This window comes from Clostridium sp. CAG:265, assembly GCF_000436575.1.
GTDB classification, from domain to species: domain Bacteria; phylum Bacillota; class Clostridia; order Clostridiales; family Clostridiaceae; genus Clostridium; species Clostridium lentum.
Genome location: NZ_FR886578.1, coordinates 22,993 through 37,868, shown reverse-complemented (window position 1 = coordinate 37,868; position 14,876 = coordinate 22,993). Strand labels below are relative to the sequence as shown.

The following is a 14,876-nucleotide window of genomic DNA, read 5'->3' as shown; positions in this document are numbered from 1 at the left end:
GCATAATTTGCTTATTATTATATCATAATTTTTTCAAATAATATAAATTTAATAATAAGTTTATAATTTTACATATTTAAAAGAACCGCAACATTGCAGTTCTTTTAAATTTAATTTCCATTTAAATTATCATTTATCCCTTGCTGCACTCCTTCACTTGGAGTTTCAGTTTCTTCAGTTCCAGAATTACTATCTCCAGTTCCTTCAGATGGTTCTTTAGGTACTTCTGGGACAGGTGTACTTGGTATATTTTCTCCAGAATCTTCATTTGGTGGAACTTGTCCACTATTATCACCTGCTTCTTCTTCAGGTGCAGAAATTGGTTCATTCGGTACATAATTTGGTTCTTGCGGTGCTTCCATATAATTATTACCTCTTTTGACTTCACCATCTTGTGCTTCAATATAATCATTTGGATTTATATCGTACATTTTATTATAAACTGATTCTTGATTTGCATATTTTTGAAGTTCTGTTTTTAATGAATCATAATTAAATTCTTCTTCATTTGGATATTTATTTTCATATATAAAGTTATATAATATACTTGCATTTTGTAGTCTATCCATCAAGAATACAGAACCTAACTCCTTATAGTTTCTTGTTTCAGATAAAGCAACTAATGGGATTTGTAATTGTTCCACATCAAGACTTGGGAGCTTATATATTGTATATGCCATATTTAAAGCTTCCAACGGATCAATATTTGTCTTGATATATTCAAGCATAGTATTCATTATTCCCAAATATTTACTTGGCTTGGTATTTTGTAATTTTTCTATCACTTTAAATATTACTTCTCTTTGACGGTCAGTTCTCTCATATTCATCCCCAACGTTATATCTAATTCTCGCATACGATAAAGCTTGTTTACCATTTAAAGTCTGTATACCAGCCTTTTCAACAGGACAATCATTTCCACCAGTTGATTCACCTATATATTTATTAAGCTCTTCTAATTGATAATCTTTTACATCAACCTCTATTCCACCTATGTAATCAACAATAGTTTCAAATCCCCAAAAATTAATTATTATATATTTATCTATACTTACATTATATGTTTCCTTAACAGTTTTCATTAAAAGCTCTGGCCCACCAAGCATATATGCTGCATTAAGTTTAGCTTCTCCATGTCCTGGTATATCTACTAAAGTATCTCTAAATAACGATGTTAATTTAACTTTTTTATTATTATTATCCAATGTTGCAATTATCATAGAGTCTGATCTACAAGGTTCATCTAAATCTCTTGCATCTACTCCTATTAATAAAACATTTGTAATTCCTTCAACTTCTTTGAATTCTGAATCATTGTTAGAAATTGATGGTTCTTTTTTTACATAAATTTTATTTTTTATATGCTTATAAAATCCTAATACAGTTCCTATTAAAATAACTAAAACCATTACTAAAGATAAGACTACCTTTTTTGTCGTTGACCAGTTCTTTTTCTTTCTGCTCATTTTTCCGCCTCCTTTTCTTATAATATTATATAACTAATCTAAAATATATTACAATAATAATATAATATATTTTAAGTAAATTCATATTATCTTTGTATATAATATGGTATTTTGTAAAATTGCCACTTTTAAATTTATCATATTTTGTGTATTTTTTACTTTTTAAAACATAATATTCCTTTATACCTTAATATATACTATCATTTTTTTATTGTTTTAGGACAAAATATTAATAATCTATTATAAATTATTACATCTACTTAACTTTATTAATGTAATATATCATTAATAAGGTAATTATGATTGGAGGTCTTTCTATGAATATAAGCATTATTGGTATGCCTCTTTTTTATGGCTGTGATAAACCCGGTGTTGAGCAAGGACCAAAAATACTTAGAGAAAATAATGTTATAGATATATTTGCAAAAAAACATAATGTTATTGATTTAGGCGATATAAGCGTACCTTTCCTAGATGCTAAGAAAAAATTTTTGATTAATCCTAAAATGAAATATTTAAATGAAGTTATTGAATGTAACACCTCTTTAGCTGAACTAGTATATCTTGCTCTTAATAATGGTACTATACCTTTTATCTTAGGTGGAGATCATTCACTTGCTTTAGGTTCTTTAGCAGGCACTAGTAAATACTTTAATGATGATTTGGCTGTAATATGGATAGATGCCCATGGCGATTTAAATACTCACGAAACCTCACCTAGTGGTAATATTCATGGAATGCCTTTAGCAGCTTCCATAGGCCTTGGATATAAATCTCTAACATCTATTCTATTTAATAAAAAAAAAGTAAATCCAAAAAATATTTTTTTATTAGGCTGTAGAGATTTAGATAGTGGCGAAATTAAATTAATAAATAATTTAGAAATAAATATGTGGACAATTGAAGATATTAAAAATAAAGGAGCTGAAGCCACCATTGAAGAATTACTAAGAAAAATCAATAACAACCATTTAACTAATATACATCTTTCTTATGACATTGACTGCCTAGATCCTTCTTATGTTCCTGGTACTGGAACCCCAGTAAATAATGGATTAACATTTGAAGAAAGCCAAATACTTCTTCATGGAATATTTGGTACAAGCCATGTAAAATGTATTGATTTTGTTGAATATAACCCTACCTTGGATAAAGATAACAAAACTAAAGAAACCTGTATACAGCTTATTAACTTAATGTCTCAAGAACTTCATTGAAACTCCATATTTATGGAGTTTTTTTAATAATAAGTAATTTGTTAATTAAAGCACATTATGATATTATAAAATCATAATTAAATACATTTGGAGGAAAAAATGAAATTACTTTTTTTTGATACTGAAACCACAAGCGTAAAACCTGGCCATATATGTCAGTTAAGTTATATTACAGTAGATACAACTACTAAACCTCAAAGAACTATTGGCAAAAACTTCTTTTTTACTGTAGATGAAATGGATCCAGGTGCTGAAGAAGTTCACGGATTTTCTCTTGAAAAATTATATGAGCTTTCTGAAGGAATGGAATTTTTAGATCAACTACAAGATTTTATGAAAGACTTCTTTGATGCTGATTTTGTTATTGGACACAATGTTCAATTTGATATTAAATTCTTAAAACATGAACTAAACTCTCTTTATGAAGTGGGTATGATTGATGAGACATGGGAACCTAAAAACTCATTTTGTACTATGACATATTATAAAAACATTTGCAATATTCCTGCTCCAAGAGGGAATGGCATTAAGAATCCTAAACTTTCAGAAGTTATTGATTTCTTAAACATATCTCAAGATAAAATAGCTACCAAAGCTAATGAACTATTCCAAGGAAGTGGAAACTACCATGATGCAAGATTTGATACTGCTGCTACTTATTTATTAGTTATAGAAGGTATAAAGCAAAAATATATCAAACCTGGCTTTTTCTCAGAACAATTAAAGAAATAGCATCCTAATATTAATGGGATGCTATTTCTTTAACTAATATTTAAATCCTTTATTAATACTTAAACATAGTAAAAATAAATCTATTTTTATAATTCTAAGAATTTATAAAGTGCCTTACAAGCTTCTTTATCCATCGCTTCTAATCCTTCAAGTCTATACTTAATACCTAAAGTCTCATACTTATTTACACCAAGTAAGTGATATGGAAGCAATTCAACCTTTTCAACATTATCCAGTGTCTTAATAAACTTTCCTAGCTCTCTTATGTATTCTTCACTATCAGTTTTTCCTGGAACTACTACTTGTCTTATCCACATTTTAGTACCCATCTTCTTACATGCTTCTAAGAACTTTTGTGTTTCATCTATTTCTATTCCAGTCATATCCTTATAACCTTCTCTAGTTAAATGCTTCACATCATATAAAACTAAATCAGTATATTTTAATATTTCTTCATAATCTCCAAATCCTACTCCTGAAGTATCTAAAGTAGTATGGATTCCTGCTTCCTTACATAGCTTTAATGTTTCCTTAAGGAATTCAGGTTGCTTTAATGGATCTCCTCCTGAAAAAGTAACTCCACCACCTGATTTCTCGAAGTAACTTCTAAATCTAGATATCTTATTTACTAATTCTTCAGGTGTAAAATCTAACGCATCTTTATTTCCATCTAAAGTCCAAGTATCTGGGTTATGACAATAAAGACACCTTAGTGTACAACCTTGCATAAATACTACAACTCTGATACCAGGCCCATCTACTAGCCCCATACTTTCCACTGAATGAATTTTTCCTTTAATCATCTGCCATCCTCCCACAAGTCATACTAATATGAATTATAAATATTGCTAACAAACCATAACCTGCTAACAATAAATTACTTTATTATTAATCTGATATTACAATCCACAAATATATAATATCACATTACATTAATTCATGGAATGTTCTGCTACTAAATTCTAATTGTTGATCTTTTTATTAATCTTATAAAACTAAATGTTCTTTTATTTTCTCTAATACTTTATTTAATATTTTTAACAATATATGTTATAAAATAAAAAGGATTGGCATTTCAAAGCATTTTTTTCCTTAAAAATATTGATTTTTTTTACTAATATATATATAATATGCTTTGTTTGTTTAGTAATTTTAAACCCTCAGTTTAGTAATAGTTCTACAAATTAAAATTTATCCTGGGAGGTGAATAGTTTGAAAATCGGTGATAAAATCAAAAGAATGCGTATTGAAAAAGGTCTCACTCAGGAAGAGCTTGCCAATAGATGTGAATTATCTAAAGGATTCATTTCACAGCTTGAAAATGATTTAACATCTCCTTCTATTGCAACCTTAATAGATATATTAGAGATACTTGGTACAAATTTAAAAGAGTTTTTTAGCGATGATAGAGCTGAAAAAATTACATATACTTATGAAGATATGTTTGAAACAGAAAATGAGGAATTAAAGTATTCCCTTATGTGGCTTGTGCCTAATGCACAGAAAAACATGATGGAACCAATTATGATTACATTACAACCTGGAGGACAATATCTAGAAGAAGATCCTCATGAAGGAGAAGAATTTGGATTTGTACTTTCTGGTAATATAACGCTACATCTTGGTGATACTAAGCATAAGATAAAAAAAGGCCAAAGCTTCTATTTTAAACCTAAGGCCAACCACTATATTTCAAACAATGGAAAAACTGTAGCGAAAGTTATTTGGATTAGTACTCCTCCATCATTTTAATTAATATAAATATTAGTAATAAATTATAATTTTTAATATACAGAAAGAGGTGTTTATATTGAGTCAAAATATAATTGAGATAAAAAATGTGTCTAAAACATACGGTGATAATACTGTTTTAAATAACTTATCTCTTAATATAAGGAAAAATGAATTTCTTACTTTATTAGGTCCAAGTGGCTGTGGTAAAACAACAACTCTAAAAATATTAGCAGGCTTCGAAAATAGCGACATCGGTAAAGTTTTATTTAACGATGAAGACATTTCAGCTTTACCTCCATATAAGAGACAATTAAATACTGTATTCCAAAAATATGCCCTATTTCCTCATATGAATGTATATGAAAATATAGCTTTTGGATTAAAAATTAAGAAAGTATCAAAAAATGAAATAGATAAAAAAGTTAGTGAAATGCTAAAGCTTGTTGCTCTTGAAGGTTTTGAGAAAAGATCTATAGATTCTCTAAGTGGTGGACAACAACAAAGAGTTGCTATTGCTAGAGCTTTAGTTAATGAACCTAAGGTACTACTACTTGATGAACCTCTTGGTGCTTTAGATTTAAAACTTAGAAAAGAAATGCAAAGTGAGCTTAAAAGAATTCAACAAAGACTTGGAATAACATTTATCTTTGTTACTCATGATCAAGAAGAAGCACTGACAATGTCAGATACTATTGTTGTTATGAATAAGGGAATAATTCAACAAATGGGCTCTCCAGAAGATATTTATAACGAACCTGCCAATGCTTTTGTTGCTGATTTTATTGGTGAAAGTAATATAGTTGATGGAATAATGCTTGAAGATTTAAAAGTTGAATTCTGTAATCATGTATTCACATGTGTTGATAAAGGATTTAATTCCAATGAAGTAGTGGACGTTGTAATAAGACCTGAAGATATAGAAATTATCTCACCTGAAAAAGGAATGATTACTGGTAAAGTAAATTCCGTTAAATTTAAAGGCGTTCATTATGAGATAGAAGTAATTGAAAATGAACATAAGTGGATTGTACATAATATAAAAAATGCAGAAATCGGAGCTATGGTGGGATTAAATATTTCTCCAGAGTCTATTCATATCATGAGAAAGGTAATGATGTAAAATGAAGAAGAATAATGGTTCAAGTACTCTTCCTGCTTCACCTTATATAGTATGGAGCACATTATTTATTGTAATTCCACTTATTATAATTGTTTTCTTCAGCTTCACACAAGAAACAGCTTCTGGCTATTCTTTTACTTTAGAAAACTTTAAAAGAGTATTAAATTCACAGTATGTTTCTGTATTTAGAAGAAGTCTAGTGTTAGCTTTTCAATCTACAGTGCTATGTCTTATACTTGGATACCCTGTAGCATATTTAATCTCAAAAATGAAATCTAATAGAAGAAATATATTAATCATGTTATTTATTGTTCCAATGTGGATGAATTTTCTACTTAGAACATATGCATGGCTTCCTATACTAGGAAAAAACGGTGTAATAAATAACTTTTTATCTGCCATTGGCTTAAATACTATAAATATACTTTATACTGATGCAGCTGTGCTTTTAGGAATGGTTTATAACTTTTTGCCTTTTATGATACTGCCTATATATACAGTGCTGATAAAAATGGATAACAGTCTTATTGATGCTGCTGCAGATTTAGGTGCAAATAAAAGACAAATATTTACTAGAGTAATATTTCCATTAAGCATGCCTGGAGTTATTACAGGAATAACAATGGTATTTATGCCTGCTGTTTCTACATTTGTTATTTCAAGACTTCTTGGTGGTGGACAGTACATGCTGTTAGGAAACTTAATCGAAACCCAATTTACAACCATGGGAGATTGGAATTTTGGTTCAGCACTAGCTATCTTTATGATGATTATAATTTTGATTTCTATGGCTATAATGAATAAATTTGAAGGTACTGAAAGTATGGAAGGAGGAAAATAAATGTTAAATAAAATATCTAGTTTTATCAAAAGGTTTTATCTATTAATAATCTTTATATTTCTATATACTCCTATAGTAACATTAATGGTTTTCTCCTTCAACGACTCTAAATCTATGGGGCAATGGAAGGGTTTTACTTTAAGATGGTATCAGGAGCTTATGCAAAATGATAGAATTCTTCTTGCCCTTAAAACAACATTGATAATTGCCGTAATTGCTTCAGTTGTTGCTACTATCATTGGAACTTTTGCTGCTATAGGAATACATAAAATGAGGGGATTTAAAAAGAAAGCATTGCTTAATATCAATTATCTTCCTGTGTTAAATCCTGATATTGTTACTGGTATTTCACTTATGAGCTTATTTATATTTGTAACTCCTTATTTAAATATTGAATTTGGTTTTACTACTATGCTAATAGCTCATATTACTTTTAATATTCCTTATGTTGTATTATCAATACTACCAAAATTAAAGCAAATGCCAACTAACATAGAAGAAGCTGCTTTAGATTTAGGTGCAACTCCTTTGTATACTCTTAGAAAGATAGTACTTCCACAAATAAAGCCAGGAATTTTTGCTGGTATGCTTATGGCCTTTACAATGTCTATTGATGACTTTGTAATAAGCTTCTTCACCACAGGTCCTGGTGTTACTAACCTTTCTATTGAGATTTACTCAATGGCTAGAAAAGGAATAAATCCATCAATTAACGCATTATCTACATTAATGTTTATAATAGTGCTTATACTATTATTAATAGTAAATAGAAAAGATTTTAGTACGAAAGGTGTTGAAAAGTAAATGAAAATAAAAAAATCTATTGCTTGTGTTTCAGCTGTATTATTAGCATCTTCTGCTTTTGTAGGATGCTCTGGAAGCTCTGCTGGAGAAAATGGAACTATTAACGTATTTAACTGTGGTGATTATATTGATCCTTCATTAATTAACCAATTCGAAAAAGAAACAGGTATTAAAGTAAATTATGATACTTATGATACAAATGAAATAATGTATCAAAAAGTTAAAACTAATCCTGGAACATATGATATAGTTGTTCCTTCTGATTATATGATTGAAAAAATGATTGCAGAAGATATGGTAGAAAATATAGATTTTTCAAATATTCCTAACTATAAATATATTGGTGAAGATTATAAGAACCTTTCTTACGATCCTAATAATGAATATTCTGTACCATATATGTGGGGAACTATTGGTATAATTTATGATCCTTCAGTTGTTACTGAACCTGTAACAAGTTGGAATATTCTATGGGATAAACAATATAAAGATAATGTTTATATGTTCAATTCAATTAGAGATACAATGGCTATTGGTTTAATTAAAACTGGTTCATCTATCAACTCAACTAATGCATCAGAAATTGAAGCTGCTAAAAATGCTTTAATAGCACAAAGAGATGCAACTAATCCAGTATATGTTGTTGATGAAGTTAAAGATAACATGATAGCTGGAGAAAAAGCATTAGCTACAGTATGGTCTGGTGATGCAATTTATATCATGAATGAAAATCCTGATTTAAAATATGCTATCCCAGAAGAAGGTTCTAATAAATGGTTTGATGCTTTAGTAATACCAAAAGGTGCTCCAAATAAATCAGGTGCAGAAGCTTTCATAAACTTCCTATGTGATCCTGATAATGCATTAAAAAATGTTGAATATATTGAATACTCAACACCAAATACAGCTGCTTTTGAGATGTTAGATGAAGAAACAAAAAATAATCCTGCTGCTTACCCTTCTGAAGAAACTTTAGCAAGATGTACAATATTTACTAACTTAAATTCAGAAACATTAAAACTATATGAATCAGCATTTACTGATGTACTTTCAAATTAAGGCAATTTAAACTATGGTAAGATACTATATAATATGTGAGGGTAGGGTACAAGGAGTTGGATTTAGATATTTCTGTCAGATGAACGCCGCTGAACTTAATTTAACTGGTTATGCCCATAATCTTAATAACGGCATGGTAGAAATTGAAGTTCAAGGCTCTGAAGAAAAAATAAATATATTTATTCATAACATAAAAAAAGGTAATTTCTTCATAAGAGTAAATAACTTAAGCCAGAAGAAAATAGATTTACATCCTTCCGAAAAAAAGTTTTCAATAAGATAACGAAAAAAGGACTGAAAAAAAGTCCTTTTTTCAATTATCAATCCTCCCTTTCCACTTTTGTATCATATAACATTAAATTGTAATTCTTAATTATATTAATAAGCTTATCAGCATATATAAGCTCTCCAGCTTCATTTTTAGCAGTACTATATCCTGCCCTTTGAAGGGCTAAAGCCTGACTTCGATAGTCTTTTGCAATAAATACACCATTAACGGTATATCTTTCATTTTCATATAAAAATAGTCCATGATCTTCTATCGATTCTGCTTTGCTATCATACTTCCTAAAACTAGCCTCAATTACATCCGAATAATTTTCATTTGTAGTCATAGTAGCTATATCCCCATTCCATCTACTATCAGCTTTAATGCCAAATAAATTATTATGTTCCATTGCTAACTGTGATTTTCCCCATCCAGACTCTAAAATAGCCTGTCCTATAGTTATAGATGGCAATATACCATACTTCTTATAATTGATATATGCCTGCTGCTCTATTGATTCAATAAACTCTATCTTATCATAATCGTAATATAATCCTTCATATAGTGAGCAGTACTTTATTTTTTCTAAATACTCATTTGCTTCAACAATCTGTTCTTCTTCAAGTCCTAAATCTTCTAATACACTTTGAAAATTCTTAATCTTATATAGTGCATCTACCTTTTCTAAGAATCGTTCTGCAATCATAGTCAAATCATCATCTTGAATTAAAGTAGAGTTTCCATCATACAATACCATGGCAATGGCCATAACCTCCTGCCAATTAACTTGAGCTCTTCCATAACTCACTGAATCAGCTATATTTATGTAATCCTCCATCTGTTCTGCTGTAAATATTTCCTTCTTTAAAATATCTATATTAAACATATTTATTACTATAGAAAACGTAAGTAAAAAAACACTTATAAACAATATTACAAATATCGTTACTGAAGTTGTTTTATTTTTTTCAACCTTATATTCTTCAATTCCATTATAAACACTCTTATTTTGCACTCTTTCCACCTCCCTCTTTAATTATATATATATTCTTTGAATTATTTATTACATTACTATTACAAAAAAATTAAACAAAAATAATAAAAGGTATTAACATACCATATCTACTCCATAATTTGTTAATACCTTTTATACTTATATTTTTAAACTTTTTCTATCTTTAACTCTTCTTTGGAAAAAAATTCTTCAGTTTCGCTAATTACTACTTTTCTAAGAGCAATAAGTCCCACCAAATTAGGTAAAGCCATTAATCCATTAACTATATCTGCTATCACAAAAACCGTGTCCAACGATAAAAATGGCCCAACAGCAACAAATGATATAAATACTATCTTATATAATTTTATACTCTTTATACCTGCTAGATATTGAAGACACTTTTCACCATAATAATTCCAACCTATAATTGTAGTAAAGGCAAAAAATATAAGCCCTATATTTACAATAAACTTTCCAATACCTGCTATAGGAAATGCTGTTTCAAAAGCAGCTGTTGTCATAGCCACACCTTCAAGTCCACTATTAAATGCTCCTGTCAATACAAGTGCAAGACCAGTCATTGTACATATTAATATAGTATCAATAAATGTTCCTATCATTGAAATAAGTCCTTGTTTAACTGGTGATTTTGTTTTTGCAGCTGCAGCTGCTATAGGTGCACTTCCAAGACCTGCTTCATTAGAAAAGATACCTCTACCTATACCTCTTTGAATTACTGTTTTAATAGTAATTCCAGCTGCACCTCCCAGTGCAGCCTGGGGATTGAATGCACTGCTCACTATCAACAGAATAGCCTCTGGTATCTCCTTAAAATAACATATAAGTATTAGTAAGGCTCCTATAATATAAAGTGAAGCCATAAATGGTACTATTTTTTCTGCTACTTTAGATATTCTTTGAATTCCTCCCAATGTAACAGCAGCAACTAATACTGTAATTACAGTTGCTGTAATCTGGGGAGAAATATTAAAACCTTTAGTAACTGCATCTGATATAGATTTTACCTGCCCAAATGTTCCTATTCCTAAAAGAGCTACTGCTAATCCAAAGAAAGCAAATAATTTTGCTAAAAGTTTATTGCCTGTTCCTTTCTCTATATAATACATAGGGCCTCCACACATCTGACCATTTTCATCACATTCTCTATACTTTATAGCTAAAAATCCTTCTGCATATTTTGTGGCCATTCCTACAAAAGCTGCAATCCACATCCAAAGTATTGCTCCTGGTCCTCCTGTTCCCACAGCCGTTGCAACCCCTACAATATTTCCTGTTCCTATAGTTGCTGATAAAGCTGTACATAGCGCAGCAAAGCTAGATATATCACCATCTCCTTTAACTTGGTCTTCATCCTTAGAAAATAAATACTTAAAAGCAAGTGGAAGCTTGGTTATCTGTAAAAAGCCTAACTTTACTGTAAAATATATTCCTGTTCCTACTAAGAGAATTAATAGTGGTGGTCCCCATACTAAATTGTTCATTAAATTTAAAATATTTTTTACTATCTCTAAAAATTTCATAAAAAAACCTCCTATTATTTTAGGAGGAGATTAATAAAAATATTATATATAATTATATTTAAACTTTTAAAATATTTAAGAAATTAAATATAATATTTTTATTTAATCCCCTGTCCTTTTACCTGAGAGTTTCAACATTTCTGTCTTGCTCCTTCGGTGCTCAAAAATTTTGAGTCTCTCCAAGGGCTCGTCCAATAGCGGTCCTACAAACCTGAAAGATTTACTTCTTCGGTGGATTATTAAATCGCTCTCCCACTACCTTCAACCGAACATATTATTTTGTTAGATTAATTATATACTTTATGATAAATTTTTTCAATATTTATCTATATAATCTGTTTATAGCACTGATCATAGCCTTAATAGAAGCCTTAGTAATATTACTATCTACACCTACACCAAAAGTTTTTATAAAGCTATCCCGTCTCTCCATATACACATAGGAAGCTGCTTCCGCTTCTGAACCCATGCTTAAGGAATGTTCTTTATAATCTAATATTTTAACATTAATCAATTTGCTTTTTGATAATCCATTTAAAAGAGAATCAATAGGTCCATTTCCAATTCCCTCAATAATATGTTTTTCATTTTTAAAAGTTATTTCTGCCTTTACTTTTGTATTTACCTTTTCATTTACCTCTACTATATCTTCAATATTAAGGTTATTAAGCTTCATGGGCTCTTTTATATCTAAGTATTGTTCTGTAAAAGCATTCATTATTTCATTCGGTTGTACTTCACCTTTTAACTCTGAAATTTTCTGAACTACTTCTGCAAACTCTTGTTGCATTGATTTTGGAAGCTTATACCCAAAACAATGATCCATAATAAAGGCTACTCCTCCTTTTCCTGATTGGCTATTTATTCTTACTAAAGGCTCATATTCTCTTCCTAAATCAGTTGGATCTACAGGTAAATACGGTACTTGCCATATGTTCTTATGCCTTTCATTATATTTTTTTATTCCCTTATTTATTGCATCTTGATGTGAACCTGAAAATGCTGTAAAGACTAAGTTTCCTGCATATGGATGCCTTACATGCACTGGAATCTTTACACACCTTTCATATATTTCAATTATTTCATTGATGTTTTCAATATTAAGCTCCGGATTTACTCCATGAGAAAACATATTATAGGCAACTGTCAGTACATCTACATTACCAGTCCTTTCACCATTACCAAATAAAGTTCCTTCAACTCTATCAGCACCAGCTAAAAGTGCCATTTCAGCATCAGCTACCCCTGTTCCTCTATCATTATGTGGATGTACACTTATAATAACATTTTCTCTAGATTTTATACCCCTGCACATATATTCAATTTGGTCTGCAAATATATTTGGTGTATCCATCTGCACTGTTGATGGCAAGTTTATTATGACCTTATTATTCTTATCTGCTCCCCAAGTTTTTACCACTGCATTACATACTTCAAGAGCATAATCCATTTCTGTCCCTGTAAAACTTTCTGGAGAGTACTCTAAATATATTTTCCCTGGAAATGATTTTACATATTCCTTTACAAGTTTTGTTCCCTCTATAGCTATTTCTTTTACTTCACTTTTACTCATATTGAAAACAACATCTCTTTGCAGTATTGAAGTAGAATTATAAATATGAACTATAGCCTGATTTACTCCTTTTAAAGCTTCAAAAGTCTTTTCTATTAAATGTGGCCTAGCCTGAGTAAGAACCTGCACAAGCACATCATCTGGAATTATATCCTCTTCAATTAACCTTCTTAAAAAGTCATATTCTATTTTTGATGCAGAAGGAAACCCTACTTCAATTTCCTTAAACCCAAGCTTTACTAAGAGCTTAAAAAACTCTACCTTTTCATCTACAGTCATTGGATTTATTAATGCTTGATTTCCATCTCGTAAATCCACACTACACCATATAGGCGCTTTATTAATTGTATTATTTGGCCATTTTCTATCCTTCAATTCTATAGTTTCAAATCTTTTGTATTTTTTATAATTTAACATTTAATAGCCCCCTTAAAAATGTTTATATAAAAAATCTTCACCCTTCTAATACTCTCAATTATTACTTTTAAGTATTCTTTTTTATTATATTATCTAATTAATACTTTTTTGTCAATATTTTACTTTTGGTTTTCTACTCTATTTCTCTCTTCCCCATTATAGAAAGCTTCTATATTACTTATTACCTCATCAAATAATCTTCCTCTAGCTTCTACACTTGCCCATGCAATATGAGGTGATAAAATAAGTTTTTCTTTATCTTCAACTTTTAATATTGGACTATCTTCTTTTATTGGCTCAATTTCAAATACATCTAGAGCAGCACCTTTTATTTTTCCTTCATTTAAGGCTTTAGCAAGATCTTCTTCACATACTATAGGTCCTCTACCCATATTTATTAAAATAGAGCTTTTCTTCATTTGACATAATGCATCATAATTTATTAATCTATCAGTCTTTTCATTTAATGGTGCATGAATAGATATTATATCGCTTTCTTTTAATAATTCCTCAAATGAAACTCTTTCAAAGTCCTTAGATGAATTTTTTCCTGATGTAGAGTAATAAATAACTTTTGCACCAAAGACTTCTGCTATCTTAGCCACTCTTATTCCTATATTTCCCAAACCTATTATTCCCCATGTCTTTCCTTCTATTTCGTTAAAAGGTTTATTTAAACATGTAAATAATCCACACTTAGAATATTCACCACTCTTTACAAAATTATCATAATAAAATACTTCATCCATTAAAGCTAAAGCTGTGGCAAAGGTATGTTGAACTACAGTACTAGTAGAATAACCTGCAACATTTGTTACAGCTATGTTTCTTTCCTTAGCATATTCTATGTCTATATTATTAAAACCAGTAGCAACTTCACAAATTAACTCTAAATTTTCTGCTGCTGATAAATTTCCTTTATCAAGCACAACCTTATTAGTAAATACTATATGAGCATCCTTAATCCTTGTTCTTACTTCTTCATAAGAAGTTGTATCATAATAAGTAAAATTCCCATACTTCTTTAATTTATCATAAGATACATCGCCTAAGCTTTTTCCATCTAATATAACAATATTCTTCTTCATTTTCTTCTCCTTTACATTA

General features: G+C 29.6%; 14 protein-coding genes and 1 riboswitch. Of the genes, 8 read left to right on the top strand and 6 right to left on the bottom strand.

The features are described from left to right. Window positions 1-110 precede the first annotated feature (110 nt). The gene (locus tag Q5O29_RS00590; protein WP_370545590.1) at window positions 111-1,409 is read right to left on the bottom strand and encodes an LCP family protein; all 1,299 of its coding nucleotides are present in this window, start codon (window positions 1,407-1,409) and stop codon (window positions 111-113) included. Between the two features lie 374 nt (window positions 1,410-1,783). On the opposite strand from Q5O29_RS00590, the gene rocF reads away from it, so the two are divergent. Continuing rightward, complete coding sequence (gene rocF, locus Q5O29_RS00585) at window positions 1,784-2,683, top strand: arginase (protein WP_022211085.1); 900 nt, start codon at window positions 1,784-1,786, stop codon at window positions 2,681-2,683. A 99-nt stretch (window positions 2,684-2,782) separates the two neighbouring features. Continuing rightward, window positions 2,783-3,415, top strand: a complete 633-nt coding sequence (locus Q5O29_RS00580) for a 3'-5' exonuclease (RefSeq protein WP_022211084.1) — start codon at window positions 2,783-2,785, stop codon at window positions 3,413-3,415. A gap of 86 nt (window positions 3,416-3,501) precedes the next feature. Here the strand turns inward: Q5O29_RS00580 and pflA are convergent, their stop codons facing one another. Next, on the bottom strand, window positions 3,502-4,218 hold the full coding sequence (pflA, locus tag Q5O29_RS00575) for a pyruvate formate-lyase-activating protein (RefSeq protein ID WP_022211083.1): 717 nt from the start codon (window positions 4,216-4,218) through the stop codon (window positions 3,502-3,504). Window positions 4,219-4,627: 409 nt separating this feature from the next. Here pflA and Q5O29_RS00570 point away from each other — a divergent pair, with 409 nt between their 5' ends. The 6 genes from Q5O29_RS00570 to Q5O29_RS00545 are packed head-to-tail and all read left to right on the top strand — an operon-like array spanning window position 4,628 to window position 9,256. After that, entirely contained in the window at window positions 4,628-5,167 is a 540-nt protein-coding gene (locus Q5O29_RS00570) for a helix-turn-helix domain-containing protein (RefSeq protein ID WP_022211082.1), read from the top strand. Between the two features lie 58 nt (window positions 5,168-5,225). Then, a complete protein-coding gene (gene potA / locus Q5O29_RS00565; protein ID WP_022211081.1) occupies window positions 5,226-6,269 on the top strand; it encodes a spermidine/putrescine ABC transporter ATP-binding protein in 1,044 nt (347 codons plus the stop codon). 1 nt (window position 6,270) lies between these two features. Beyond that, window positions 6,271-7,110, top strand: a complete 840-nt coding sequence (locus Q5O29_RS00560; RefSeq protein ID WP_022211080.1) for an ABC transporter permease — start codon at window positions 6,271-6,273, stop codon at window positions 7,108-7,110. Then, complete coding sequence (locus Q5O29_RS00555) at window positions 7,111-7,914, top strand: ABC transporter permease (RefSeq protein WP_022211079.1); 804 nt, start codon at window positions 7,111-7,113, stop codon at window positions 7,912-7,914. Then, window positions 7,915-8,973: a PotD/PotF family extracellular solute-binding protein gene (locus Q5O29_RS00550; protein WP_022211078.1), complete on the top strand. Its 1,059-nt coding sequence runs from the start codon at window positions 7,915-7,917 to the stop codon at window positions 8,971-8,973. A 13-nt stretch (window positions 8,974-8,986) separates the two neighbouring features. After that, window positions 8,987-9,256, top strand: a complete 270-nt coding sequence (locus tag Q5O29_RS00545; RefSeq protein WP_022211077.1) for an acylphosphatase — start codon at window positions 8,987-8,989, stop codon at window positions 9,254-9,256. A gap of 37 nt (window positions 9,257-9,293) precedes the next feature. Here Q5O29_RS00545 and Q5O29_RS00540 read toward each other — a convergent pair whose 3' ends face one another. From Q5O29_RS00540 to Q5O29_RS00525, 4 genes are all read right to left on the bottom strand, one after another. Beyond that, window positions 9,294-10,256: a glycoside hydrolase family 73 protein gene (locus tag Q5O29_RS00540; protein WP_022211076.1), complete on the bottom strand. Its 963-nt coding sequence runs from the start codon at window positions 10,254-10,256 to the stop codon at window positions 9,294-9,296. Window positions 10,257-10,402: 146 nt separating this feature from the next. Beyond that, window positions 10,403-11,779, bottom strand: a complete 1,377-nt coding sequence (locus Q5O29_RS00535) for a sodium:alanine symporter family protein (protein ID WP_022211075.1) — start codon at window positions 11,777-11,779, stop codon at window positions 10,403-10,405. A 100-nt stretch (window positions 11,780-11,879) separates the two neighbouring features. Then, window positions 11,880-11,972: riboswitch (glycine riboswitch) on the bottom strand. A 129-nt stretch (window positions 11,973-12,101) separates the two neighbouring features. Then, complete coding sequence (leuA, locus tag Q5O29_RS00530; RefSeq protein WP_022211074.1) at window positions 12,102-13,769, bottom strand: 2-isopropylmalate synthase; 1,668 nt, start codon at window positions 13,767-13,769, stop codon at window positions 12,102-12,104. A 119-nt stretch (window positions 13,770-13,888) separates the two neighbouring features. After that, window positions 13,889-14,857 (bottom strand): D-2-hydroxyacid dehydrogenase, encoded by a 969-nt coding sequence (locus Q5O29_RS00525; protein ID WP_022211073.1) that lies wholly within the window; start codon window positions 14,855-14,857, stop codon window positions 13,889-13,891. Window positions 14,858-14,876 lie beyond the last annotated feature (19 nt).

Bases quoted from the DNA above. Each gene is read 5' to 3' on its own strand.
- Q5O29_RS00590 (WP_370545590.1), bottom strand. From the start codon at position 1,409: ATGGTTTTAGTTATTTTAATAGGAACTGTATTAGGATTTTATAAGCAT.
- rocF (WP_022211085.1), top strand. From the start codon at position 1,784: ATGAATATAAGCATTATTGGTATGCCTCTTTTTTATGGCTGTGATAAA.
- Q5O29_RS00580 (WP_022211084.1), top strand. From the start codon at position 2,783: ATGAAATTACTTTTTTTTGATACTGAAACCACAAGCGTAAAACCTGGC.
- pflA (WP_022211083.1), bottom strand. From the start codon at position 4,218: ATGATTAAAGGAAAAATTCATTCAGTGGAAAGTATGGGGCTAGTAGAT.
- Q5O29_RS00560 (WP_022211080.1), top strand. From the start codon at position 6,271: ATGAAGAAGAATAATGGTTCAAGTACTCTTCCTGCTTCACCTTATATA.
- Q5O29_RS00555 (WP_022211079.1), top strand. From the start codon at position 7,111: ATGTTAAATAAAATATCTAGTTTTATCAAAAGGTTTTATCTATTAATA.
- Q5O29_RS00550 (WP_022211078.1), top strand. From the start codon at position 7,915: ATGAAAATAAAAAAATCTATTGCTTGTGTTTCAGCTGTATTATTAGCA.
- Q5O29_RS00545 (WP_022211077.1), top strand. From the start codon at position 8,987: ATGGTAAGATACTATATAATATGTGAGGGTAGGGTACAAGGAGTTGGA.
- Q5O29_RS00535 (WP_022211075.1), bottom strand. From the start codon at position 11,779: ATGAAATTTTTAGAGATAGTAAAAAATATTTTAAATTTAATGAACAAT.
- leuA (WP_022211074.1), bottom strand. From the start codon at position 13,769: ATGTTAAATTATAAAAAATACAAAAGATTTGAAACTATAGAATTGAAG.
- Q5O29_RS00525 (WP_022211073.1), bottom strand. From the start codon at position 14,857: ATGAAGAAGAATATTGTTATATTAGATGGAAAAAGCTTAGGCGATGTA.